We start from the raw sequence: 22,460 nt of genomic DNA on the forward strand, positions 1-22,460 counted from the left end.
CGTGCTCTCCCTGGGCCCTTAAGCCGCGTTCTTCTTCTCGAGTTCGCTCACCAGTCGCTCCTTCCAGAGCTTGGGCGCGCCAGCCACCAGGCTCAGCTGCCGCGAGCGGCGATAATAGAGGTGGCAGTCGACATCCCAGGTAAAGCCCATCCCGCCGTGCACCTGGATGCTTTCCTTGCTGGCGAACCAGAAGGCGTCGGAGGCGGCGATGCGGGCGGCGGCGGCGGCGGTCGGCAGCTCCGGCGCGTCGACGTTCAGGGCCCAGGCCCCGTAATAGGCATTGGAGCGCGCCACCTCGTTCTTGACATACATGTCGGCCAGCTTGTGCTTCATCGCCTGGTAGCCGGCGATCACGCGGCCGAAGGCGTAGCGGCCCAGGGCGTATTCGCGCGCCATCTCCAGGCAGCGATCGGCCCCGCCCAGTTGTTCGAAGGCCAGCAGCACGGCGGCGCGGTCGAGGATCGCCTGCACCAGTTCGAAGCCCTGCCCCGCCTCGCCCAGCCGGTCGGCGGCCGCGCCGTCGAAGGTCAGGCGGGCCACGCCGCGCGTCGGATCCAGGCTCTCCAGGGTCTCGACCTTCACGCCGCTGGCCTTCAGGTCGACCAGGAACAGCCCGGGGCGCCCGCCCTCGTTGGCCAACACCAGGGCCATGGCCGCCGCGTCGCCGTCGGTGACCGGGATCTTCACGCCGAAGAGCTTGCCGCCCTCGACCCTCGCCTGCAGGGCTGAAGGCGTGATCACGCCCGGACCTTCGGAGGTCGCCAGGCAGCCAATCAGCTCACCGGCGGCGACGCGCGGCAGGATGGCGGCCTTCTGCTCTTCACTGCCGTAGGCCATCACGGCCTCGGCCAAGATGTAGACCGTCGAGGCGAACGGGATCGGCGCCACGGCCCGGCCCAGTTCCTCGGCGATGGCGCACAGCTCCACCCGGCCCAGGCCCAGCCCGTCGTAGTCCTCGGGAATGGCCGCGCCCAACCAGCCCTGCTCGGCCACGGCGCTCCACAGTCCGGCGTCGTAGCTCTTGGCCGGATCGTCGAGCACGCCGCGCACCACCGACGGCGGGCAGCGGGCGGCGAGGAACTTGCGCGCCTCGTCTTTCAGGAACTTCTGGTCGTCGGAATAGTCGAAATCCACCTGGATTCCCTCCCTTGGCGCCCGCTCTTGTGGTGGCGGAACGGCTCGAAGGGCACGATGAACGATCGTTCGCCCCAGGGAAAGATTGACCTCGCGTCAAGGATTTCAGGTTCTTATGGCGGCCCCGAACTCAGCGAGAACGCGTGCGTGGCAAAGACCGTCTTCCAGCGGAACCAGAAGGTCTGGGTCGAGAGCGTCGGCGCCTGGGCCACGATCGAGAAGATCGTGCCGATCTGGGCCAAGGGTTTCGACGAGCCGGTGCGCGTCACCTACGACGTGGGCCTGGGTCGCGAGTTCCAGGCCAACGAGCTGAAGCCGGAAGACCGCATCGACGAGTCGGGCGGCGCGGCGACCGCCAACTGGCGCATCCTGCGGGCGCGCAACAAGTGGCAGCAGGAAAGCGACTGCCTGCACCACCCCTACCCCGGCACCTATCCGGTGGTCGTCACCGATCCCAATGACTGGGGCGGCTGGCGCACGCCGGGCGCCGAATACGACCGCGACCCGCGCAAGATCGAGTTCCAGGCCCGGCTGATCGCCGCCGCGCCGCAGCTTCACGCCCTGGTCCGCCAGTTGATCGAACTAGCCGCCGACAGTCCCGAGGACGCGCCGCCGGCCGTCGTGACCCTGGCCCAGCGCGCCTCGGCCATCGAACGCGCGCTGTACGAGGTGCCTGCCGCCGAATCCGCGCCGAACATCATCGAGGCGGGCTAAGCCGCCGCGCGGAAGTTCCCTCTCTTCCACGCCCAGTACAGCACCGCGACCGCCACGCCTGTGCCGACCACCATCGCCGGGACCGAGGCTTCGGGGCCGAAGGCCCCGCCGCTCAGCCAGTCGGGGGCGCCGGCCCTGGGCGCGCTCAGATAGAGGCTTTCCTTGACCGGAATGCCCGAGACTCGCGCGCCCCAGATCCAGCCCTGTGTAAAATTCCAGGCCGCGTGCACGCCGATCGACATCCACAGACGGCCGGTCAGCAAGTAGAACGAGGCCAGCATCAGCCCCGCCTCCACCGCGATGGCGATGGCGGCCGTCGGCGTGGCGTTCGGATTGGACAGGTGCAGCGCGCCAAACAGCGCCGCCGAAAGCGCCAGGGCCGGCCAGATCCCGAACGCCCGCATAAGCAGGCGCAGGACGATGGCGCGGAAGATCAGCTCTTCCATGAAGCCCGACACGACGCCGACGCTGATCATGTTCCAGGGCGAGGACGCGCGCGGTCCGGTCACTTCGTAGAGCCCCGACGCCACGAGCAGGGCCACGACCACGCTCAGCATCGCCGCGCCCACCGCCAGGCCGATCGCCAGTTCCGTCGCCGCGGGACGCAGCGCCAGTTCGGAAGGCCATCGCGCCTCGGCCAGACGCACCAGGCCCGCATAGAGCGCGAAGCCGGCCAGGCAGATGACCAAGGTCGCCAGGGCTATCAACGGTCCCTGCGCCTTGAACAGCTTTTCGGGAAAGATCGACCCGGCCGCGTCGGTCAGGCCGAAGACGAAGAACAGCAACACCGCCCAACCCAGGCAACGCAGCCAGCGCAAGGGCCCGGGATGCAGGAACCGGCGCGAACCGATGTCGAGGCCCGCGGCCGATGGCGAAACGTCAGTGGACGACATGGATTCAGATCCCCGAAAGTCGATCGACCTTTGGTGGGATCGGGTCTGCATACAAGTGAAGAACAGTTCAGGTTGCGGTCACGCCCTTCGGCGGCCAATCGCGTCCAGAACCCGGCCGGCGCAAGCGGCTGCGCGCGGCGAACTCCACCACCGGCCGGACCACGCCCAGGTCGATCTCCCCGCCGGCCGGCGTCAGCCGCCAGCAGCGCCGTCCCACCCAGATCAGCACCTCCAGACCGTCGGCCGCTCCGGCGCTGGCCCAGCCCCGCAAGGTCGCCTCGAACGGCGCGCGTCGCCAAGCGGTGGGCTGGGTCGGGTCGAGCTCGACATTGATCACCCGGCCGCCCTGGCTCGCATGCAGCACAAAGCCGCTGCGGTCGGGCCGCCAGGCCTCGTCCAGACGATCGTCCAGCAGCCAGTCGCAGGCGAAGTCGGCGCAGCCCTGGGGGCGGACCTCATAGATCCCACAGCCCTTGTCGCGCTTGTAGTAGCGGCACCAGACGTGCGGCGCCTTTTCCAGCTCCCGCACGCCGATCAGCTTGCAACACTGGCCGCACGCGCCGCATTCCCGGTTGGACATCGCCGCCCCGCTTCCCATCAGACGGTGATCTAACGGCTGGCGGCGCGCGCGACTAGAACCGATAGCCGACGCCGGCCGAGACCACCCAGGGATCCAGGTTCACCTTCGACTTCAGCGCGCCGTCGTTGATGCTGGCGTCGGTCTCGAACCAGACCTTCTTGACGTCGACATTCAGGCTGTAACGGCCCGTCAGGGCGACGTCGGCGCCGGCCTGAAGAGCGTAGCCGAACCCGTCGTCCAGCTTCACCTTGAAGCCGTTCTTGTCCTTGCCGCTATAGAACAGCATGTAGTTCAACCCCGCCCCGACATACGGGCTGAACCGGGCCGCCGGATAGGGGTGGTACTGCACCGACACCACCGGCGGCAGCACCCAGGTCTTGTGGACCTCGACATCCGTCCCCGGCCCCACCGCCTTGACCGTATGTTGGGTCGTGCCGGCGATCACCTCGACGGCGATCTTGTCGGTGACGAAATAGCTGAGCCCGATGGTCGGCATGACGTCGTCCTTGACGTCGGCGTGCAGGCCGGTCGCCACGCCGGCCGTCGTGACGATCGGATCGCCAGCGTCGGGGCTGACATCGGTGGCCCGAACGTTGAGCATCCAGGTCCCCTTGGCCTTGGGCACGAAAGCTTCCTGCGCGTGGGCGGTCGAGGCGACCAGCAGGCCGGCGGCCAAGGCCAGGGCGGAACGGGTAATGACGGCCATCGGATATCCCCTTGTCTGGTGACGCCGCGTTGGGCGACGCCTTCGGGACAAGGAGATGCGGCCGGATCGTCCCGCCCACTTTGATCCTGAACAAAGACCCTGTTTCAAGTACGGGAATTGCGGTCACTACTTATCACGTCTGGCCTCTCGCCGCCGACGCCGTGTCCGCCTACATTGCCCCCATGCGCACAGATACGCCCCAGCCCGTCCGGCTTTCGGACTACCGCCCGTTCCCGTTCCTGATCGAGACGACCGAGCTTGAGTTCCAGCTGGAACCCAGCGCGACCCGGGTCAAGGCGAGCTTGGCGATCAAACGCAGCGGCGCGGCGGACGAGCCGCTGTTCCTGAACGGCGAGCGTTTGAAGCTGATCTCCGTGGCCATCGATGGCCAAGCGCTCAGCGCCAACGAATACGGCCTCGACGGCGAAGGCCTGACGATCCATCAGGTCCCGGACAGCTTCGTCCTGACCACCGAGGTCGAGATCGATCCATCGACCAACAAGGCGTTGATGGGCCTGTACATGTCCGGCGGCCGGTTCTGCACCCAGTGCGAAGCCGAGGGCTTCCGCACCATCACCTTCTTCCCGGACCGCCCCGATGTGCTGAGCCGCTACACCGTGCGGATCGAGGCCGACGCGGCGTTCCCCTATCTGCTGAGCAACGGCAATCTGTGGGAAGGCGGTGAAGTGGACTCCACCAAGCCAGAGGGCCGCCACTACGCCATCTGGAACGATCCCTTCCCCAAGCCGGCCTATCTGTTCGCCCTGGTGGCCGGCGAGCTGGACGTGCTGGAGGACAGCTTCGTCACCATGAGCGGCCGCACCGTGGCGCTCAAGGTCTTCGTCGATCCGGGCCAGGCGCCGCGCGCCGCCTACGCCCTGGACGCCCTCAAGCGCTCGATGAAGTGGGACGAGGAAGCGTTCGGCCGCGAGTACGACCTGGACCTGTTCATGATCGTCGCCGTGCGCGACTTCAACTTCGGGGCCATGGAAAACAAGGGGCTGAACATCTTCAACAGCTCCCTGCTGCTGGCCCAGCCCGAGACCGCCACCGACATGGACTACGAGCGCATCGAAAGCGTCGTGGCCCACGAATACTTCCACAACTGGACCGGCAACCGCATCACCTGCCGCGACTGGTTCCAGCTGTGCCTGAAGGAAGGCCTGACCGTCTTCCGCGACCAGAGCTTCAGCGCCGACATGCGCGGCGAGGCCGTCCAGCGGATCAAGGACGTCAAGGCCCTGCGCGCCCGCCAGTTCGCCGAGGACGCCGGTCCCCTGGCCCATCCGGTGCGCCCCAACAGCTATCTGAAGATCGACAACTTCTACACCGCGACGATCTACGAGAAGGGTTCGGAGCTGATCCGGATGCTCAAGACGATCCTAGGCGCTCAAACCTTCCGCAAGAGCCTGGATCTCTATTTCGAGCGCCACGACGGCGAGGCGACCACGGTCGAGGCCTTCATCGCCTGCTTCGCCGACGCCTCGGGCCGCGACATGAGCGACTTCTTCGCCTGGTACGAGCAGGCCGGCACGCCCGCCGTGTCGCTGACCCACGCCTATGACGAGGCGGCCAAGGCGCTTGAGATCACCCTGACCCAGACCACCGCGCCGACCAACGGTCAGCCGGCCAAACGCCCCCTGCCCGTGCCGGTGACTATCGGCCTGCTGGACGGCGACGGCGCGGTGCTACGCGACAGCGAGGTCGTGCTGCTGGACGAGCCGACCAAGACCGTCCGCTGGGAAGGCTTGACCAGCGCCCCGGTGATCTCGGCCCTGCGCGGCTTCTCGGCGCCGGTGAACCTGACCACCGATACGCGCGCCGTCGACCGCTACGTGCAGTTCGCCGCCGACCCAGACCTGTTCAACCGCTGGGAAGCCGGCCAGACCCTGGCCCGTGAACTGATCCTGGGCCGCGCCGACGGCGCCCCCGACGAGGTCGGCGAGGAACGCTACGCCGACGCCCTGGGCAAGGCTCTGGTCGACGAAGCCTCGGACCCCGCCTTCAAGGCGCTGCTGCTGGCCCTGCCCACCGAGGGCGACCTCAGCCTGGCGGTCGATCCCGTCGATCCGGCGGCGATCCACGCGGCGCGCGGCCACCTGAAGACCGTCATCGCCGTCCATCTGGGCGACCTGCTGCGGCGGCTGCACGGCGACCTGCAGAGCGGCGGCGAGTTCTCGGCCGACGCCAAGGCGGCCGGCAAGCGGGCCTTGCGCAACGCCTGCTGCGACCTGCTGGCGTCCGATCCCCATGCGGTGAACGTCGAACGCGTCGTCGGCCATTTCGAGAGCGCCGCCAACATGACCGACGCCATGGGCGGGCTGTCGGCCCTGGTGGCGATCGGCGGCGAGCCGGCGGAAAAGGCCTTGGCCGCCTTCCACGCCCAGTGGCGACACGAACCGCTGGTGCTGGACAAGTGGTTCTCCGCTCAGGCTCGCGATCCCAACGACGGCGCGATCGGCCGGATCCTGGCCCTGACGGCCCATCCCGACTTCAACGCCGGCGACGCCATCCCGAACCCCAACCGCCTGCGGGCCCTGGTCCAGGGCTTCTCCAGCGGCAATCCGGCACGGTTCCACGACGCGAGCGGCGACGGCTATCGTTTCCTGGCCGACCAGATTCTCGGCGTCGACGGCTTCAACCCGATGACGGCGGCCCGGCTGGTCGAGCCCCTGGGCGCCTGGCGGCGCTATGTGCCCGAGCTTGGAGCCCTGATGCGCGAGCAACTGGAGCGCATTCGCGGCCATGTCGGCCTGTCGAAAAATGTTCTGGAGCTGGTCTCGCGGGCGTTGGACTGACGGTCAAGCTCCCGCTGGCGCTGAGTTTGAGATGATTCTTCGGCGCACCGGTTGCGACTAAAGGGCTCATGCCCGGTCAAAAGCACGGTTCGTCGGTGACGCACCCCTTTGCGCTGCGGTAGATTCACCATGTCGGCGAAGTGACTCGCCGAGGGTCTGCGGGAGCATTGGGCGTTGGAGCGTGGCGGGGCGAGAACCGGGAGGCTGGCGGGGGCCGGTCTTTCGGCGGCGGGCGCGGCCCGCTCCCGCGCCGCGCGGTCGCCGTCTCAGGCCTATGTGCGCCTGGCGATCCTGGCCGCTCTCCTGCTCCTGGCGATCTATACCGCGTTCGGCATCAACCGGCTGAAGGACGAGGCCAACGCGCCGCCCGGCGGCGCGCCCCTGGCCGCCCAGGCCAAGCTGGTGGCCGCCGCCGCCGAAACCAATCTGGCCGCCCAACGCGCCGGCCTGTCGGCCGCTTCCGACCTGTTGCAGCGCGATCCCGGCAGCCCGATCGACGCGGCCGAGACCGCCCTGCGCGCAGCCGGCGGCGAGGCCATGGCCGTCGCCGTGATCAGCCCGAGCGACGTGCTGGCGGTCGCCGGCCGCGACGCCGCCGCCGACTGGAAGGCCGCCGCCCGCGCCGCCGGTGCCTCGGGCCGCAGCCTGTGGATCGGCGGCGGAACGACCGGACGCCTCTATGTCGTCATGGCCGCGCCCGTCAGCGGCGGCCGAGGCTTCGTCATCGCCTCCAGCGATCCGGCCCGGCTGGTCGCCGAGCCCGCCAAGGGCGGCGCCAGCGCCCTGATGCTGGCCGACGGCAAGATTCTCGCGTCCCGTGGTCGCCCGATCCAGGGGGCGACAACCTTGGGCGAGGCCTTCTCGCTCTCGCCCGACGACCTTGGCGACGGCGCGGCGGCCCTGCGTGGCCAGTCGGTCGACGGCCAGGCCCTCGACGTCGCCATCCAGCCCCTGGCCCAGGGCGACCTGCTGGCCGCGGCCGGCGGCCGGCCGCGCACGGTCGCCAATATCGACCAGCAGATCATGGAAGGCGCCTTTTCGCTGCTGGCCCCGCTGGCCGTCGGCATCGCCCTGGCCCTGATGTTGATGCTGCAGAGCCGCCGGGTCGAAACCGCCCAGCGCGAGTTCGTCGACAGCGAGCAGCGCTTCCGCCTCGCCGTCGAAGCCGCTCGCTGCGGCATCTGGGAATGGGAGCTGGGCGGCGACCAGGTGTTCATGTCCGACGTCACCGGCGCGATGTTCGGCTGGGGCGGCGGCGGCGTGGTGCCGGGGCAGGAACTGCTGGACCGCGTCTCGGTCGACCACCGCGACAAGGTCCGCCAGGCCCTGGCCAACGCCGCGACCTACGGGGCCTTCGACGTGTCGTTCCGTGTGCCGTCGCGCGACGGCGGCCGCGCCATCTGGATCGACGCCCGCGGCCAGGGCTTCGGCAAGCCGGGCGAGGACGGCTATTCGCGGATCATCGGCGTGGCGCTGGACGTCACCGAGGAGCGCCTGGCCCAGGCTCGCGCCCAGGCCGCCGAGAACCGCCTGCGCGACGCCATCGAAAGCGTGTCAGAAGCCTTCGTGCTCTGGGACCGCCAGGGCCGGTTGCTGATGTGCAACCGCAACTACCGCAACGTCTTCAACCTGGAACCCAAGCTGCTCAAGCCCGGCGCCCCGCGCAACGAGGTCAACCGCTTCGCGGCCCTGGCCATCAAGCACGACCAGCCCGCCCCCGACGGCGCCAAGGGCGTGCGCGAGGCCGAGCTGAACGACGGACGCTGGATCCAGATCAGCGAGCGCCGCACGGCCGAAGGCGGCCTGGTGATGACCGCCGCCGACATCACCGCCATCAAGAACCAGGAAGAGGCCCGCCGCCTCAACGAGGAACAACTCCAGTACGCCGTCACCGGCCTGGAGCGCAGCCAGGAACAGCTGGCCGAGCTGGCGCGCAAATACGAGATGGAGAAGGTCAAGGCCGAGGGCGCCAACAAGGCCAAGAGCGAGTTCCTGGCCAACATGTCCCACGAGCTGCGCACGCCGTTGAACGCGATCAACGGCTTCTCCGAGATCATGATGAACGAGATGTTCGGCCCGCTGGGCGACCAGCGCTACAAGGGCTACAGCCTCGACATCCATAATTCCGGCCAGCATCTGCTGGCCCTGATCAACGACATCCTCGACATGTCGAAGATCGAGGCCGGCAAGATGAACCTGAAGTTCGAGCCGCTGAACCTGGAAGACGTCACCGAGGACGCCGTGCGCCTTGTGCGCAACCGCGCCGAGGCCGCCGGGCTGAAGCTGGAGGTCGACTTCCCGACCCTGCCCGACGTCGAGGCCGACTACCGCGCGGTCAAGCAGGTGCTGCTGAACCTGCTGTCCAACGCCATCAAGTTCACCCCGCGCGCCGGCCGGGTCACCGTCCGCGCCGAGGTGCGCCGCGATCCGCTAGGCGAGCGCGTTCGCGTCTCGGTCACCGACACCGGCATCGGCATCGCCGCCGAGGACCTGGCGCGCCTGGCCAAGCCGTTCGAGCAGGTCGAGAGCCAGCACGCCAAGACCACCCAGGGCACGGGCCTCGGCCTGGCCCTGACCAAGTCGCTGGTCGAGATGCACGACGGCGCGCTGGAGATGACCTCCACCCCGGGCGAAGGCACCACGGTCAGCTTCGTCCTGCCGATCAGCCAGAGCGGCCTGTCCTTGCACCGCGACTTCGCGGCGGCCTGACCATCGCGTGAAGAAGGTTCTGTTCGTCTGCAGCCAGAACAAGCTGCGCAGCCCCACGGCCGAGCAGGTGTTTTCGACCCGAACCGACTTGGAGGTCGATTCCGCCGGGACCAATCAGGACGCCGAGAACCCGCTGACCGGCGAACTGGTCGCCTGGGCCGACGTGATCTTCGTGATGGAGAAGACTCACCGCGCCAAGCTGTCCAAGCGCTTCAAGCGTCATCTGAAGGCGCGGGTGATCTGCCTCGACATCCCCGACGACTACGCCTTCATGGATCCTGACCTCGTGACGCTGTTGCACGCCCGCGTCGGGCCGCACCTGCCCTAGGTTCGCCGCCAGGCCAGCATGTGCGGATAGCCCGGCGCGCCGGCCGCCTTGGCGCGGTGCGGCTCCAGCGTCAGGCCCCACCAAGCCAACAGCGGCACGCCGACATAGCCGCCCTTGCTGAAGTTCTCGGCCAGCGTCGGGCCCTCCCCGCGGTAGCCGCCCTCGTGAAAAGGCACCGAAGGGTCGAGACCCAGATGGGTCGCCGCCGCATAGGACCAGGCCAGGGCCGCCATCTCCTCGCCGGCGTCATCCGATACCCCGCCGTCGCGACGCGCGGGATCGCCGACGGCGACATGCCCAGCCTCGTGCAGCAGATCGCCCGGCCAGCTCAATCGAGATGGGTCGACCCGCAGCCCGCCGGCCGCCACCGCCACGCCCGGCAGGAAGGTCGCATCGTCCAGCACGGCGGCCTCGACGGGGATCCCGATCTCGCGCAGGAACGCGACGATGCGACCGACCAGCGGCTCGGCGAAATCATCGGCCAAGGCCTGCGTCGCATGTGGCGTCGCCATGGCGTCCCTCCTGTACGATCGGAATGAAAGCCGCTCGTTCGCCGCCCGTAAACCCGGCTCGTCACGCGGCCGAAAAATGGGGTGCGTTCCGACGGCTTTGGGCGGACGTTTCGTCGAAGGCCGAGCTCGGCCCATCGTCGGATCCAGCCCATGATCTTCCGCCCCATCCCCGCCGCCCTGGCCCTGAGCGCCGTCCTGCTGTGCAGCGTCGCCCAGGCGTCGGTCATCGGGACCAACACCTCGGCCCAGGCAATCAGCGCCGCGCGGATCGACGCCCTGCCCGCCAAGGATCGCGACGTCTGGAAGGCCTATCTGGCGCGTTCGGAAAAGCAGAACCTCGCCGACCGCGCCGCCCTGGCCGCCGAACTGAAGCCCGGCCAGCCAGCTCCGCCACCACCCGCCGAAGGTCCCGGCGGTCCCAAGGCCATGCCGCTGGATCGCGACGCGGCCTGGTACGCCACGCCCGAAGCCCGTCACGTGGCCGACGTCATCGTCAGCTTCCAGACGCCGGCCGGAGGGTGGAGCAAGAACCAGCCGCGCACCGGCGCCCTGCGGCAACCGGGCCAGCCCTACGCGCCCGACAATGTCTCCAAGTACCTGGCGACCGGCGATTTCGACGCGCCGCACGACTCGCACTGGAACTATGTCGGCACGCTGGACAACGACGCGACGATCACCGAGCTGCGCTTCCTGGCCCGTGTCGCCGGCCAGGCGCCGGGCAAGGAGGGCGACGCCTGGCGGGCCAGCTTCTTGCGCGGCGCCCGCTACCTGCTGGCCGCTCAGTTCCCGAACGGCGGCTGGCCCCAGGTCTGGCCGCTGGAGGGCGGCTATCACGACGCCATCACCTATAACGACGACGCCGTCACCGAGGCCGCCTCGCTGCTGACCGACGTGTCCAAGGGCCAGGGCGACTACGCTTTCGCTCCCGCCGATCTGCGCAAGCAGGCGGGCGCCGCCGCCGAACGGGCGGTGACCTGCGTCCTGGCCACCCAGGTCGTCGTCAATGGCAAGCGCACGATCTGGGCCCAGCAACACGACGCCCTGACCCTGAAACCGGTCGCCGGCCGCAACTTCGAACCCGCTGAACTGTCGACCGAGGAAAGCGCCGACCTGCTGGTCTATCTGATGAGCTTGCCCAACCCGTCGCCCACCCTGGTGAAGGCCGTGCACGCGGGGGCCGACTACCTGGCCGCCACCGCCATCCATGACCAGGCCTGGACCGGCGATCGCACCACCGAAGGCGGCCGCCGCCTGGTTCCCAAGCCCGGCGCCGGCCCGATCTGGGCCCGCTACTACATGGCGGCGACGAACACCCCGATCTTCGGCGACCGCGACAAGACCATCCATGACGACGTCAACGAGCTGAGCCTCGAACGTCGCAACGGCTACGCCTGGTTCAACACCAACCCCAAAAAAGCGCTGGACGTCTACGCCGTCTGGAAGAAGGCTCATCCGGCCGCTAGCTGAGACGGCGATCACAAACCCTCGCGACTATCGCTTGCCGCCCACGGAGCGCCGATGTCCCTGACGTTGCACATGCACCCGCTGTCATCGTACTGCTGGAAGGTGCTGATCGCCCTCTATGAAAACGACACCCCGTTCGAGGCCCGCCTGGTCGATCTGAGCGACCCGCAGGTCGTCGCGGCGTTCAAGGCGCTATGGCCGACGGCCAAGATGCCGCTGTTGGTCGACGCCGCCGCGGGGCGCACCGTGCCGGAGACCTCGATCATCATCGAGTACCTGCAGAACGCCTATCCCGGCCCCGTAAGGTTCATTCCCGAGGCCCCGGAGGCCGCCTTGCGCGTGCGGCTGCTGGACCGGCTTTTCGACCTCTACGCCCACAATCAGATGCAGCAGATCGTCGGCGATCGGATCCGCCCGCCCGGCGCCCAGGACCCGCATGGCGTGGCCCAGGCTCGCGCCCAGCTGGCAATGGCCTACACCATGCTGGAGACCGAGCTGACGGGTCGGACATGGGCGGCGGGCGAGGCGTTCAGCCTGGCCGACTGCGCGGCGGCCCCGGCCCTGTTCTACGCCAACAAGGTCGCGCCGCTCACCGACGCCCATCCGAACGTCTCGGCCTATCTCGACCGCCTGCTGACCCGCCCGTCGTTCGCGCGGGTGCTGCAGGAGGCCGAGCCCTATTTCGCGATGTTCCCAGCCGGAGACTAGGCGGCGCGCCGGCTGAGCGAGCGGCCCGAAGCCTCCTGCCCCGTCTCGAACCGTGCCACCAGCCGAGCCAGCTCTCCGGCCTCGTTGCGCAGGCTGGTGGCGGCGGCGGTGGCCTCCTCGACCATGGCGGCGTTCTGCTGGGTGACCTGGTCCATCTGGTTGACGGCGGCGTTGACCTGGTTGAGGCCCGTGGCCTGCTCCTGGGACGACTGGGCGATCTCGGAGATCAGGGTGTCGATCTGCGAGACCTTGCCGACGATCCCGTTCAGGGCCTGGCCCGTGTCGCCGACCAGCTGGACGCCGCGCGAGACCTGCGAGGTGCTGCTGGCGATCAGGGTCTTGATCTCCTTGGCGGCCTCGGCCGAGCGCTGGGCCAGGGCCCGGACTTCCTGGGCCACGACTGCGAAACCGCGACCGGCGTCACCGGCCCGAGCGGCCTCGACCCCCGCGTTCAGCGCCAGCAGATTGGTTTGGAAGGCGATCTCGTCGATGACGCCGATGATCTGGGTGATCTGGCCCGAGCTCTGCTCGATCTCGCCCATGGCGGCGACGGCCTCGCGCATGACCTCGCCGGAGCGGGCGGCCTCTTCGCGGGCGTTGGAGGCGGCGGTCGAGGCCTCCCGGGCGCCGGCGGCGCTGCGGCGGACCGTGGCTGTCAGTTCGTCGAGCGCGGCGGCGGTCTCCTCCAGCGAGGCGGCCTGCTGCTCGGTGCGACGCGACAGGTCGCTGGAGGCCGCGGCGATCTCGTCCGAGCCGGCCTGCAGGCCGCCCGTGGCGGTGACGATCGCGCCCACGGCCCGGCGCAGGCTGTCGGTGGCGCTGTTGAAGTCGTCCTTGATCCGCTGGTAGCGGCCGTCGAACTGGGCGTGGATGTCGGCGGTCAGGTCGCCGCCGGCCAGGCGGCGCAGGCTTTCGGCCAGGGCCGCGACCACCGCGGTCTGCTCCTCGTCGGCCTGGCGACGCTCGGCCTCGCCGCGCATCCGTTCCAACTCGATGTCGGTGACGTCGGTCGCGAACTTGATGACCTTGTAAGGCTTGCCGTTCTTGTCGAGCACGGGGTTGTAGGAAGCTTGGATCCAGACATCCTTGCCGCCCTTGCCGATGCGCAGGAACTTGGCCGCGACGAATTCACCGGCGTTGAGCCGAGCCCAGAACGCCCGGTAGTCGGCGCTCTGCGCCTCGGCGGGGGGCACGAACAGGCTGTGATGACGACCTTCAATCTCGGCGGCCGTATAGCCCAGAGCCCCCAGGAAATTGGCGTTGGCCTTGATGATCGTGCCGTCGAGCTTGAACTCGATCACCGCCTGCGAGCGGTCCATGGCCGCGACCTGAGCCGCGAGGTTCTCCGCACGCTCAACATCGGCCTGTCGGGCCAGCTTGGAACCTGAGAACATCGCCGCTCTTCTTCCTCGAACACGTTCGCCTAAGTCGAGCTTTAGACATAACGGCGATTAACGAAACCATAATTGCAGAACACCGTCCTTCCACAACTCTCAAGTGAGCCAAAAACCCTTTATGTCGCAAGGGAATTACCCCTCCTGAGCGAATTAATGAGAGATTAATTCGCTTTTTCCAGACGCAAAAACTTCACAAGGTGTATGGCTATGGCAGCTAAGCCCTGGAATACAGTATGCCTTTGCGTGATCTCATCTCGGCCCTGGCTGATAACTTGGATATCGGCGTTGTCCTGACCGATGGACTGCTGTCGCCGCCCGGCCCCCACATTCTCTATGTAAATACAACGTTTGAGCGCATGACCGGCTTCGACCGGGACGAAATCCTGGGAAAAAATCCTCGAATTTTTCAGGGCGAGGGCACAAGCCTGGCGGCGCGCAAGCGACTGGCGCGCGCCCTGCGCAATGGCGAGCGACACACCACCACCCTGGTGAACTATCGAAAATCGGGCGAGGCCTATCTGTGCGCCATAGACGTGTTTCCGATCGTCGCCGCGGACGGCGCCCTGATCAGCGCGGTGGCGCTGGAGCGGGAGGTCGAGCGGCGACCCGGTCGCCGGCCCGCCCCTCAGCCCCTGAGCCCAAAGGCGTCCTAGCCGCCCCGGGCCACGGCGTCGGCTTCCCAGGCCAGGAACTCCGGAGCCTGCAGCAGGCGCTCGCAATAGGCCCCGGCCGGACCGGCGTCGCCATAGTCCGATAGATGGACGCCGTAGGTGCGGAACCGCGTCGCCACCGGCGTGTAGAAGGCGTCGGCGATCGACCACTCGCCCACCAGGAACGGCCCGCCCGAGCACTTGAGCAGCTGGTTCCAGCGCTCGACGATCTTGCGCACGTCCTTCTGGGTGGCTTCCGAGATCGCCACGGCGCGGGGCGCTTCCTCCAGGGCCATCGGGCATTCGCCGCGCAGCGACGAGAAACCCGAATGCATCTCGGCCGCCGCCGAACGGCCCAGGGCCCGCAGGGTGGGATCGGCCGGCCACAGCCTGGCGGCGGGGAACTTCTCGGCCAGATATTCGCAGATCGCCAGCGAGTCCCAGATCACCAGATCGCCGTCCTTCAGCACCGGCACCAGATGGCTGGGCGAGTGCTTGGCGATCTCGGCGTCGGAAATCCCGGCCTGACGCAGCTCGACCAGGGTCTCCTTGAAGGCCTCGCCCGTGCGCTTGAGCGCCAGCCAGGGCCGCAGCGACCAGCTGGACCATGTCTTGGTGCCGATGACGATTTCCATGGCGAGCCTCTTGCGCGAACGAGCCGAGGCCTGGGCTTAGCCCGAGCGCCCGCGCGCGACAACGGCGGTCGCCGGACCCTAGTCGTTTTCGCCCGCCGGCGGTCTGGGAAAGACATAGGCCCAGGGATGCGGTTCGCCGGGCGGCCCCGGATCGCGGGCCAGGGCGCGGAGCGTCCGAGCGCGGTTCAATTCCTCGAACGGGATGATCTCGGCGGACCGACCAAGGGGCTCGGGACGCGGAAACGGCAAGGCGTGCATGGCGGACCTCCTTCAAGACCGTCTGTCGCGGTCATGGGTCCATTGAAGGCCTTCGCGCCTGAACCGACGCGGGCGCGCTCGTTGTCTCGCGTTCATCTCGTCGTCGGCAAACGGCCGCGATTTCCCCTCTGGCCTTCGCGCTTCCGTTACGTCTACAGTCGGCCCAAGAATTAGAACAAATGTTTGAAGGGAGAGTCCCGGGATGGCGGAGTCGAACAGGCCCGGCGGCGCGACGCCGCCATTGTCTCAGGTCGGCGCGACGCCGCTGTATTCGAACGGTTACAAGGCCGCGGTGCTGGGGCTGCTGCTGGCCACCTACACCTTCAACTTCATCGACCGCACGATCATCGCCACCATCGGCCAGGCCATCAAGGTCGACCTCAAGCTGACCGACACCCAGCTGGGCCTGCTGGGCGGGCTCTATTTCGCCCTGCTCTACACCCTGCTGGGCATCCCGATCGCCCGCATGGCCGAGCGCTGGAACCGGGTGACGATCATCTCGGTGTCTCTGGTGATCTGGTCGGGCTTCACGGCCCTTTGCGGCAGCGCCGCCAGCTTCGCCCAACTGGCCCTCTACCGCTTCGGCGTCGGGGTCGGCGAGGCAGGCTGCTCGCCGCCATCGCACTCGCTGATCAGCGACTATTACGAGCCCAAGAAGCGCGCCTCGGCCCTGTCGATCTATTCGTTCGGCATCCCCCTGGGCACGATGTTCGGCGCCGTGGCCGGCGGCTGGCTGGCCCAGGAGTTCAGCTGGCGCGTGGCCTTCGTGATCGTCGGCCTGCCGGGCATCCTGCTGGCGGTGCTGGTCAAGCTGTTGGTCAAGGAACCGCCGCGCGGCCATTCGGAGATCAAGGAACGGCCGCTCGAGGCCGAGGACGTCGTGCTGGAACCGGCCAAACCGCCGTTCTCGCTGGCCGCCGAGTTCAGCGAGATCTGGGCGGTGATGAAGGTGCTGTTCGGCAAGTGGCCGGTGCTGCACATGATGCTGGGCGTGACCATCGCCTCGTTCGGCTCCTACGGCTCCAACGCGTTCGTGCCGCCCTATTTCGTCCGTGGCTTCGGCCTGGGCCTGGCCCAAGTGGGCCTGATCGTCGGGCTGATCGGCGGCTTCTCGGCCGGGGTCGGCACCCTGGTCGGCGGCTTCCTGACCGACTGGGCCGGCAAGCGCAGCGCCAAGTGGTACGCCCTGGTGCCCGCCATCGGCCTGCTGATCGCCGCGCCGATCTACATCGCCGCCTACCTCCAGCCCGACTGGAAGACCATGGCGCTGATCCTGCTGGTCCCCGGCATCTTCCACTATACCTACCTGGCGCCCACCTTCGGCGTCGTCCAGAACTCGGTCGAGCCACGCCGCCGAGCCACCGCCACGGCCCTGCTGTTCTTCTTCCTCAACCTGATCGCCCTGGGCGGCGGGCCGGTGTTCACCGGCTGGCTGATCGATCACCTGGCGCGGTTCCACTTCAACCATCCCGAGGCGTCGACGATCTTCCACGCCCTGGGCGGGTCGTTCACCGACCCGGGCCCGGCCAACTTCAACGTCCAGTGCCCCGGCGGCCTGGCCCCCAAGGGTTCGCCCGCCGACCTGGCCAGGGCCTGCCACGACGCCATGGCCCGCGCGACCCAGCAGGGCATCGTCGTCTCGGTGTGCTTCTACGCCTGGGCCGCCCTGCACTACGCCCTGGCCGCGATCGGCATGGTCAAGCACATGCGGGAACGGGCGGCGGCGCAGGCTTAGGGGCGGCGGCTCACGCACTTGCCCCCTACGGACCGCTGCGCGGTCGTCTTCCCCCTTAGGGGGAAGAGGTCGCGCGCTTCGGCCTCCGCCCCCCTATGGGGGCGGACAGACCACGAAGCGGTCAGGTGGGGGCAAGTGTTCACCAGCACGATCTCCCCCAAGTAATAACCCTCTTCCCTTGACTCCCCCGGCGGACGGGACCAAACGCCCGCCTCATGATCAGCCGCTATTCCCGCCCCGAAGCCGCCGCCATCTGGTCCAGCCAGACCAAGTACAAGATCTGGTTCGAGATCGAGGCCCACGCCGCCGACGCCATGGCTGAGATCGGGGTCATCCCCAAGCTCGCCGCCGAGACGATCTGGGAAAAGGGCCGCGACGCGGTCTGGGACAGCGACCGCATCGACGAGATCGAGCGCGTCACCAAGCACGACGTCATCGCCTTCCTGACCCACGTGTCGGAAATCGTCGGTCCGGAAGCCCGCTTCCTGCACCAAGGCATGACCAGCAGCGACGTGCTGGACACCTGCTTCGCCGTGCAGCTGTCCAAGGCCACCGACCTGCTGCTGGAAGACGTCGACCTGATCCTGGCCGCGCTGAAGCGCCGGGCCCTGGAACACAAGATGACGGTGTGCGTCGGCCGCAGCCACGGCATCCACGCCGAGCCGATCACCTTCGGCCTGAAACTGGCCGGCTACTACGCCGAATTCCAGCGCGCCAAGGAGCGCCTGGCGATGGCCAAGTTCGAGATCGCCACCTGCGCGATCTCGGGCGCCGTCGGCACCTTCGCCAATGTCGATCCGCGCGTCGAACAGCACGTGGCCGACAAGATGGGCCTGGTCGTCGAGCCGGTCTCGACCCAGGTGATCCCGCGTGACCGTCACGCCGCCTATTTCGCCGCCCTGGGCGTGGTCGCCTCGTCGGTCGAGCGCCTGGCCACGGAAATCCGCCACCTGCAGCGCACCGAGGTGCTGGAGGCCGAGGAGCCGTTCGAGGTCGGGCAGAAAGGCTCGTCCGCGATGCCGCACAAGCGCAACCCGATCCTGACCGAGAACCTGACCGGTCTGGCCCGTCTGGTGCGCTCGGCCGTGACCCCGGCCATGGAGAACGTCGCCCTCTGGCACGAGCGCGACATCAGCCACTCGTCGGTCGAGCGCGGCATCGGGCCGGACGCCACCATCCACCTCGACTTCGCCCTGCGCCGCCTGGCCGGTGTGATCGAGCGCTTCAACATCTATCCCGACAACATGGCCAAGAACCTGGACAAGCTGGGCGGCCTGGTGTTCTCGCAGCGGGTCATGCTGGCCCTGACCCAGAAGGGCGTGTCGCGCGAGGACGCCTACGCCGCCGTGCAGGGCAACTCGATGAAGGTGTGGCGCGGCGAAGGCCGGTTCATCGACTTCCTGAAGGCCGACCCGGTGGTCTCCAAGGCCCTGTCAGACGCCGAGCTCGAGGAGCTGTTCGACTACGGCTACCACACCAAGAACATCGACGTGATCTTCAAGCGGGTGTTCGGCGAGCAGGCTTAGGCCTGCTTCCATGACCCGCAAGGCGGGCTTCCCGGCGGTCGTCGACGCGAACACCCGCGTCCTGATCCTGGGCAGCCTGCCGGGCGAGGCCTCGCTGGCGCTCGCCCAGTACTACGGCAATCCGCGCAACGCCTTCTGGCGACTGATGGAGGGCGTGCTCGACACGCCCCTGGTCCCGCTGGCCTATGAAGACCGCCTGGCCGCTCTGCTCGCGCGCGGCGTCGGCTTGTGGGACGTGATCGCCGAGGCCGAACGCCCCGGCAGCCTCGACGCCGCCATCCGCGATCCGGCCGCCAATGACCTTCTGGCCTTGATCGAGACGTTGCCGAACCTGCGGCTGGTCGCCTTCAACGGCGGCACGGCGGCCAAGCTGGGCGGCCGGCTGGTCGGGGAGCGCATCCCGACGGCCGCTCTGCCTTCTTCATCTCCGGCGCATGCGGCGCGGACGTTCGCGCAGAAGGCGGAGGCGTGGGGGCAACTCGCGCTCTTCCTGAACCCTCTCTCTATGAGAGAGGGATTCCCTGGGCCGCCTCCGCTCCTACCCCTACTTCCCGCTCTTCCAGTTGATCACGTGATAGACCGCCGTCGTCGTCCCGATGTTCCGCAGCGCGTGCGGGCTGTTGGACGCGTTGAAGATCACGCCGCCCGGCCCGACCTTCTTCCAGACGCCGCCGGACAGGGTCTCGACCTGGCCCTCGCGGATGATCACCAGTTCCTCGTTGGGATGGGTGTGCGGCGGGTGCGAGCTGGTTCCGGGGCGCAGGGTGGTGACGTGCATCTCCAGCTCCTCCAGGGTCGCCGTCGGCCCCTTGGTGAGCTGGGCATAGGTGCCGACGTCGGTGTCGTGCGGTTTCATGTCCTCCCAGGTGAACACCGACGGGCCCAACAGGGCCGGCTTTGGCGCCTGGGCGACGGCGACGCCCGCCAGGGTCAAGACAGCCGCGCCGGCGGCGATCGCGATATCGCGCTTGGTGATCTTCATGTCGCTGTTCCTAGAAGGTGTAGGGCTTGCGCTGGGGGCGGCTGAGCAGGGCGTTGGCGGCGTCGTCGCCGATGAAGCGCTCGGCCTTGGGGTCCCAGTGCAGCCGGCGACCGGTCTTCATGGCCGCGTGGTGCAGCAGGCAGGTCGAGCAGGCGCGGTGGCCGATCTCGACGGGAGCCGAGGGCGGCTGGCGGCTGCGGATCGAGCTGAGCCAATCGCCGTGCTGCTCCGTCGAGCGGCGCAGATGGATCTCGTTCGGCCCGATCACGCTATCCAGGATCTTCGGATCGCTGGCGGCCAGAGCCGGTGTCGGCTTGGCGCCGAAGCTGGGATCGCTGGACGTGACGGGGGCGTCGCGCGCCACGAAGATCCAGCCCTCCGAGCCGATGAACTTCACGCCGTTGGGGAAGTCGCCCGAGATGTCCATGGTCACGCCGTTGGCGTAGCGGGCGTGGGTCAGGAACTTGCCATGCACGTTCCACAGTCCGCTCTTGGGGAACTCGGCCGAGCCCCAGATCTCGACCGGGCCCGAATGCTCCATGTCCATGCCCCAGTGGGCGGTGTCGACGTGGTGCGCGCCCCAGCCGGTGATCATGCCGGCCCCGAACTGCTCGCAGCGCAGCCAACCAGGCCGGTCGAACGAGCCCTGCGGATGGACCCGCATCTCGGTGTAGTAGGCCTCCGGCGTCGAGCCCAGCCAGGCGTCGTAGTTCAGGTTCGGCGGCACGGGCATTTGCGGCGCCTCGGGGCCCGACGGATCGCCCGGCAGGCCGACCTCGACATGCTTGAGCTGACCGATCCGGCCGTTGCGGACCAGTTCGCAGGCCCGCAGGAACTGCGGCCAGGGGTTCTGCGAGCGCTGCTGCGAGCCGATCTGCACGATGCGGTCGGTGGCGGCCACGGCGTCGCTGAGATAGCGGCCCTCGGCGATGGTCAGCGAGGCCGGCTTCTGCAGATAGACGTCCTTGCCGGCCCGCACCGCGTGGACGCCCAGGATGGCGTGCTGGTGGTCCGGCGTGGCGATGATCACCGCGTCCAGGTCCTTGTTGGCCAGCAGGGCGTGGTGGTCGTCATAACCGACGGCCCCGTCCCAGGTGCGGCCGAACTTCTTGGAATAGGTCTCGTTGACCAGCACCTTGCCCAACTCGACCCGCTTGGAGTCCAGGTCGCAGACCGCCAGGATCTGGGCATGGTCGTACTTGAAGGTCTCGGCCATGTCGTGGCCGCGGGCGATGCGGCCCACGCCGATGACGCCGATGTTGATGCGGTTGCTGGGCGCGTTCTGGCCGAACACGGTCGAGGGCACGACCGTGGGAAAGCCGATGGCCGCCGCGGCGCCCGCCTGAAGCATCCGCCGGCGGGAGAGTTTGAAGCTGCTCATGATCGTCTCCGCGCTCAGGCCGTGACCGGCCGGGTGGCGTTCTTCTGGGCGGTCAGCACCAGCTCGGCGGCCAGCAGGGCCTGCTCCTGGTCCTGGGCGATCGAGGTGCGCTCGACGATGTCGGCGACGAACTGCGAACCGAACGGCAGGACCACCTTGGAGCAGTCGATGTAGCGGGCCTGCTTCTTGTCGACGATCAGCAGGTGGTCGCCGCCGGGCCGGCCGGTCGGATCGACGTACTTGCGCAGCTCGATATAGCCCTCGGTTCCCAGCAGGAAGAGGCGGCCGTCGCCCCAGACGCCAAGGCCGTCGGGCGTGAACCAGTCGACGCGGACATAGCCCGTGCCGCCGTCGCCGGTCAGGGTCATGTCGCCGAAATCCTCGAACTTCGGATGGGCGGTGTTGTTGAGGTTGCCGGTCTGCGAGGCGACCACGTGAGCGGTCTTGCTGCCGGTGTAGAACAGGAACTGGTCGGCCTGGTGCGAGCCGATGTCGGTCAGGATGCCGCCGTAGCGGGCCTTGTCCCAGAACCAGTCGGGACGGACCGCCCCGATCCGGTGCGGCGCCAGGTTGACGCTCTGGACCACCTTGCCGATCGCCCCGGCCTGGACCAGTTCGCCGGCCTTGATCGCCGCCGGCACCTCCAGGCGCTCGGAATACATGATCGCGTACTTGCGGCCGGTCTTCTTCACCGCCGCGCGCACCTGGGCCAGTTGAGCCAGGGTGATGATGCCCGGCTTGTCCGACAGATAGTCCTTGCCCGCCGCCATCACCCGCAGGCCCAGCGGCGTACGCTGGTCGGGGACCGGGGCGGCGGCGACCAGCTGGATCGACTTGTCCTGCAGGATCTCGTCCTCGCTGCGCGCCAGGGGCACGTCGCCGAACTGCTTGCGGAAGTCGGCGATCTGCTTGGGGTCGGTAGCGTAGACGCTGACCAGCTCGCCCCCGCCCCGCTTCACCGCCGCCGTCATGCTCATGATGTGATAGTGGTCGAGACCGATCACCGAGAAGCGGATGCGATGCTTGGGCGTGGCGTTCGGGTCCATGCCCGGCGCGGCGACTTCCTGGGTCACGCCCTGGGCGGGCAGGCCCGCCATGGCGCCCGCGAGCCCCGCCGCCAGCAGAAAGCCGCGCCGACTGGCCAGATCGTTCATGTCGTTTCCTCCGGGTACACGGCGACTTGCCTCGCCTTATGCGCCGCCGTGGTCTGACCACGACCGACGAGTCATCAGACCATTGAATCCGTCGAAAGGAAACGCCTTTCACGGGCGCGAGCGCTCCGGCTCGCCTCGCCAACATTACAATGTTTTCATCTGCGCCCGTCCGGCATCTGGGGCAGCATCAAGGTTT

Annotated in this window: 20 protein-coding genes and 1 pseudogene; 10 read left to right on the plus strand and 11 right to left on the minus strand. The window is 68.2% G+C overall.

The genetic code is table 11. The features are described 5' to 3' along the window. Positions 1 to 18: 18 nt before the first annotated feature. Positions 19 to 1,134 carry an acyl-CoA dehydrogenase family protein gene (locus G3M62_RS16270; protein ID WP_165188768.1) on the minus strand — a complete coding sequence of 372 codons (1,116 nt, stop codon included), beginning with the start codon at positions 1,132 to 1,134 and terminating at the stop codon, positions 19 to 21. A 147-nt stretch (positions 1,135 to 1,281) separates the two neighbouring features. Between G3M62_RS16270 and G3M62_RS16275 the strand changes: the two genes are divergently transcribed. Beyond that, a complete protein-coding gene (locus G3M62_RS16275) occupies positions 1,282 to 1,848 on the plus strand; it encodes a hypothetical protein (RefSeq protein ID WP_165188771.1) in 567 nt (188 codons plus the stop codon). Here G3M62_RS16275 and G3M62_RS16280 read toward each other — a convergent pair. The 3 genes from G3M62_RS16280 to G3M62_RS16290 all read right to left on the minus strand — a co-directional run bounded on the left by G3M62_RS16280 (position 1,845) and on the right by G3M62_RS16290 (position 4,027). Next, complete coding sequence (locus tag G3M62_RS16280) at positions 1,845 to 2,741, minus strand: CPBP family intramembrane glutamic endopeptidase (RefSeq protein WP_165188773.1); 897 nt, start codon at positions 2,739 to 2,741, stop codon at positions 1,845 to 1,847. The two genes, G3M62_RS16275 and G3M62_RS16280, sit on opposite strands and share 4 nt — an antisense overlap. Before the next feature lie 67 nt (positions 2,742 to 2,808). Next, on the minus strand, positions 2,809 to 3,321 hold the full coding sequence (locus tag G3M62_RS16285; protein ID WP_165188775.1) for a YkgJ family cysteine cluster protein: 513 nt from the start codon (positions 3,319 to 3,321) through the stop codon (positions 2,809 to 2,811). 52 nt (positions 3,322 to 3,373) lie between these two features. Further along, the gene (locus tag G3M62_RS16290; RefSeq protein ID WP_165188778.1) at positions 3,374 to 4,027 is read right to left on the minus strand and encodes an OmpW/AlkL family protein; all 654 of its coding nucleotides are present in this window, start codon (positions 4,025 to 4,027) and stop codon (positions 3,374 to 3,376) included. Positions 4,028 to 4,209: 182 nt separating this feature from the next. On the opposite strand from G3M62_RS16290, the gene pepN reads away from it, so the two are divergent. The 3 genes from pepN (at position 4,210) to G3M62_RS16305 (ending at position 9,862) form a co-directional block, all read left to right on the plus strand. Then, positions 4,210 to 6,825 carry an aminopeptidase N gene (gene pepN, locus G3M62_RS16295; protein ID WP_165188780.1) on the plus strand — a complete coding sequence of 872 codons (2,616 nt, stop codon included), beginning with the start codon at positions 4,210 to 4,212 and terminating at the stop codon, positions 6,823 to 6,825. A gap of 174 nt (positions 6,826 to 6,999) precedes the next feature. After that, positions 7,000 to 9,534, plus strand: a complete 2,535-nt coding sequence (gene pleC, locus G3M62_RS16300) for a cell cycle histidine kinase PleC (RefSeq protein ID WP_165188782.1) — start codon at positions 7,000 to 7,002, stop codon at positions 9,532 to 9,534. A 7-nt stretch (positions 9,535 to 9,541) separates the two neighbouring features. Then, on the plus strand, positions 9,542 to 9,862 hold the full coding sequence (locus tag G3M62_RS16305) for a low molecular weight protein tyrosine phosphatase family protein (RefSeq protein ID WP_165188785.1): 321 nt from the start codon (positions 9,542 to 9,544) through the stop codon (positions 9,860 to 9,862). Here G3M62_RS16305 and G3M62_RS16310 read toward each other — a convergent pair. Then, positions 9,859 to 10,374, minus strand: a complete 516-nt coding sequence (locus tag G3M62_RS16310; protein WP_165188787.1) for a hypothetical protein — start codon at positions 10,372 to 10,374, stop codon at positions 9,859 to 9,861. The two genes, G3M62_RS16305 and G3M62_RS16310, sit on opposite strands and share 4 nt — an antisense overlap. 150 nt (positions 10,375 to 10,524) lie before the next feature. On the opposite strand from G3M62_RS16310, the gene pelA reads away from it, so the two are divergent. Next, positions 10,525 to 11,841: a pectate lyase gene (pelA, locus tag G3M62_RS16315; RefSeq protein ID WP_165188789.1), complete on the plus strand. Its 1,317-nt coding sequence runs from the start codon at positions 10,525 to 10,527 to the stop codon at positions 11,839 to 11,841. Positions 11,842 to 11,892: 51 nt separating this feature from the next. Beyond that, positions 11,893 to 12,546, plus strand: a complete 654-nt coding sequence (locus G3M62_RS16320) for a glutathione S-transferase family protein (RefSeq protein ID WP_165188791.1) — start codon at positions 11,893 to 11,895, stop codon at positions 12,544 to 12,546. On the opposite strand, the gene G3M62_RS16325 is transcribed toward G3M62_RS16320, so the two are convergent. Beyond that, positions 12,543 to 13,940, minus strand: a complete 1,398-nt coding sequence (locus G3M62_RS16325) for a methyl-accepting chemotaxis protein (protein WP_165188793.1) — start codon at positions 13,938 to 13,940, stop codon at positions 12,543 to 12,545. The two genes, G3M62_RS16320 and G3M62_RS16325, sit on opposite strands and share 4 nt — an antisense overlap. Before the next feature lie 236 nt (positions 13,941 to 14,176). On the opposite strand from G3M62_RS16325, the gene G3M62_RS16330 reads away from it, so the two are divergent. Further along, positions 14,177 to 14,596, plus strand: coding sequence for a PAS domain-containing protein (locus G3M62_RS16330; RefSeq protein WP_165188795.1), 420 nt, complete (start codon positions 14,177 to 14,179; stop codon positions 14,594 to 14,596). On the opposite strand, the gene G3M62_RS16335 is transcribed toward G3M62_RS16330, so the two are convergent. Then, positions 14,593 to 15,228, minus strand: a complete 636-nt coding sequence (locus G3M62_RS16335; protein WP_165188797.1) for a glutathione S-transferase family protein — start codon at positions 15,226 to 15,228, stop codon at positions 14,593 to 14,595. The genes G3M62_RS16330 and G3M62_RS16335 overlap by 4 nt on opposite strands. 78 nt (positions 15,229 to 15,306) lie before the next feature. Further along, a complete protein-coding gene (locus tag G3M62_RS16340; protein WP_165188799.1) occupies positions 15,307 to 15,486 on the minus strand; it encodes a hypothetical protein in 180 nt (59 codons plus the stop codon). Positions 15,487 to 15,688: 202 nt separating this feature from the next. On the opposite strand from G3M62_RS16340, the gene G3M62_RS16345 reads away from it, so the two are divergent. The 3 genes and pseudogenes from G3M62_RS16345 to G3M62_RS16355 form a co-directional block, all read left to right on the plus strand. Beyond that, a complete protein-coding gene (locus G3M62_RS16345) occupies positions 15,689 to 17,221 on the plus strand; it encodes a spinster family MFS transporter (RefSeq protein ID WP_165188801.1) in 1,533 nt (510 codons plus the stop codon). Positions 17,222 to 17,436: 215 nt separating this feature from the next. Then, positions 17,437 to 18,747: an adenylosuccinate lyase gene (gene purB, locus G3M62_RS16350; protein ID WP_165188803.1), complete on the plus strand. Its 1,311-nt coding sequence runs from the start codon at positions 17,437 to 17,439 to the stop codon at positions 18,745 to 18,747. Between the two features lie 10 nt (positions 18,748 to 18,757). Continuing rightward, positions 18,758 to 19,246 (plus strand): annotated as a pseudogene (locus tag G3M62_RS16355) (DNA-deoxyinosine glycosylase); the annotation flags it as partial. A gap of 45 nt (positions 19,247 to 19,291) precedes the next feature. Here the strand turns inward: G3M62_RS16355 and G3M62_RS16360 are convergent. From G3M62_RS16360 to G3M62_RS16370, 3 genes are read right to left on the minus strand one after another with little or no spacing between them, the layout of a single operon-like run. Then, complete coding sequence (locus tag G3M62_RS16360; RefSeq protein ID WP_165188804.1) at positions 19,292 to 19,729, minus strand: cupin domain-containing protein; 438 nt, start codon at positions 19,727 to 19,729, stop codon at positions 19,292 to 19,294. 10 nt (positions 19,730 to 19,739) lie between these two features. Next, positions 19,740 to 21,110 (minus strand): Gfo/Idh/MocA family protein, encoded by a 1,371-nt coding sequence (locus tag G3M62_RS16365; protein WP_165188806.1) that lies wholly within the window; start codon positions 21,108 to 21,110, stop codon positions 19,740 to 19,742. A 14-nt stretch (positions 21,111 to 21,124) separates the two neighbouring features. Beyond that, a complete protein-coding gene (locus G3M62_RS16370) occupies positions 21,125 to 22,264 on the minus strand; it encodes a Gfo/Idh/MocA family protein (protein ID WP_165188808.1) in 1,140 nt (379 codons plus the stop codon). Positions 22,265 to 22,460 lie beyond the last annotated feature (196 nt).

Source organism: Caulobacter soli (assembly GCF_011045195.1).
GTDB classification, from domain to species: domain Bacteria; phylum Pseudomonadota; class Alphaproteobacteria; order Caulobacterales; family Caulobacteraceae; genus Caulobacter; species Caulobacter soli.

Coding starts and splice junctions, on each gene's coding strand:
- G3M62_RS16280 (WP_165188773.1), bottom strand. CDS start 2,741: ATGTCGTCCACTGACGTTTCGCCATCGGCCGCGGGCCTCGACATCGGT.
- G3M62_RS16285 (WP_165188775.1), bottom strand. CDS start 3,321: ATGTCCAACCGGGAATGCGGCGCGTGCGGCCAGTGTTGCAAGCTGATC.
- G3M62_RS16290 (WP_165188778.1), bottom strand. CDS start 4,027: ATGGCCGTCATTACCCGTTCCGCCCTGGCCTTGGCCGCCGGCCTGCTG.
- pepN (WP_165188780.1), top strand. CDS start 4,210: ATGCGCACAGATACGCCCCAGCCCGTCCGGCTTTCGGACTACCGCCCG.
- G3M62_RS16310 (WP_165188787.1), bottom strand. CDS start 10,374: ATGGCGACGCCACATGCGACGCAGGCCTTGGCCGATGATTTCGCCGAG.
- pelA (WP_165188789.1), top strand. CDS start 10,525: ATGATCTTCCGCCCCATCCCCGCCGCCCTGGCCCTGAGCGCCGTCCTG.
- G3M62_RS16320 (WP_165188791.1), top strand. CDS start 11,893: ATGTCCCTGACGTTGCACATGCACCCGCTGTCATCGTACTGCTGGAAG.
- G3M62_RS16325 (WP_165188793.1), bottom strand. CDS start 13,940: ATGTTCTCAGGTTCCAAGCTGGCCCGACAGGCCGATGTTGAGCGTGCG.
- G3M62_RS16330 (WP_165188795.1), top strand. CDS start 14,177: ATGCCTTTGCGTGATCTCATCTCGGCCCTGGCTGATAACTTGGATATC.
- G3M62_RS16335 (WP_165188797.1), bottom strand. CDS start 15,228: ATGGAAATCGTCATCGGCACCAAGACATGGTCCAGCTGGTCGCTGCGG.
- G3M62_RS16340 (WP_165188799.1), bottom strand. CDS start 15,486: ATGCACGCCTTGCCGTTTCCGCGTCCCGAGCCCCTTGGTCGGTCCGCC.
- G3M62_RS16345 (WP_165188801.1), top strand. CDS start 15,689: ATGGCGGAGTCGAACAGGCCCGGCGGCGCGACGCCGCCATTGTCTCAG.
- purB (WP_165188803.1), top strand. CDS start 17,437: ATGATCAGCCGCTATTCCCGCCCCGAAGCCGCCGCCATCTGGTCCAGC.
- G3M62_RS16360 (WP_165188804.1), bottom strand. CDS start 19,729: ATGAAGATCACCAAGCGCGATATCGCGATCGCCGCCGGCGCGGCTGTC.
- G3M62_RS16365 (WP_165188806.1), bottom strand. CDS start 21,110: ATGAGCAGCTTCAAACTCTCCCGCCGGCGGATGCTTCAGGCGGGCGCC.
- G3M62_RS16370 (WP_165188808.1), bottom strand. CDS start 22,264: ATGAACGATCTGGCCAGTCGGCGCGGCTTTCTGCTGGCGGCGGGGCTC.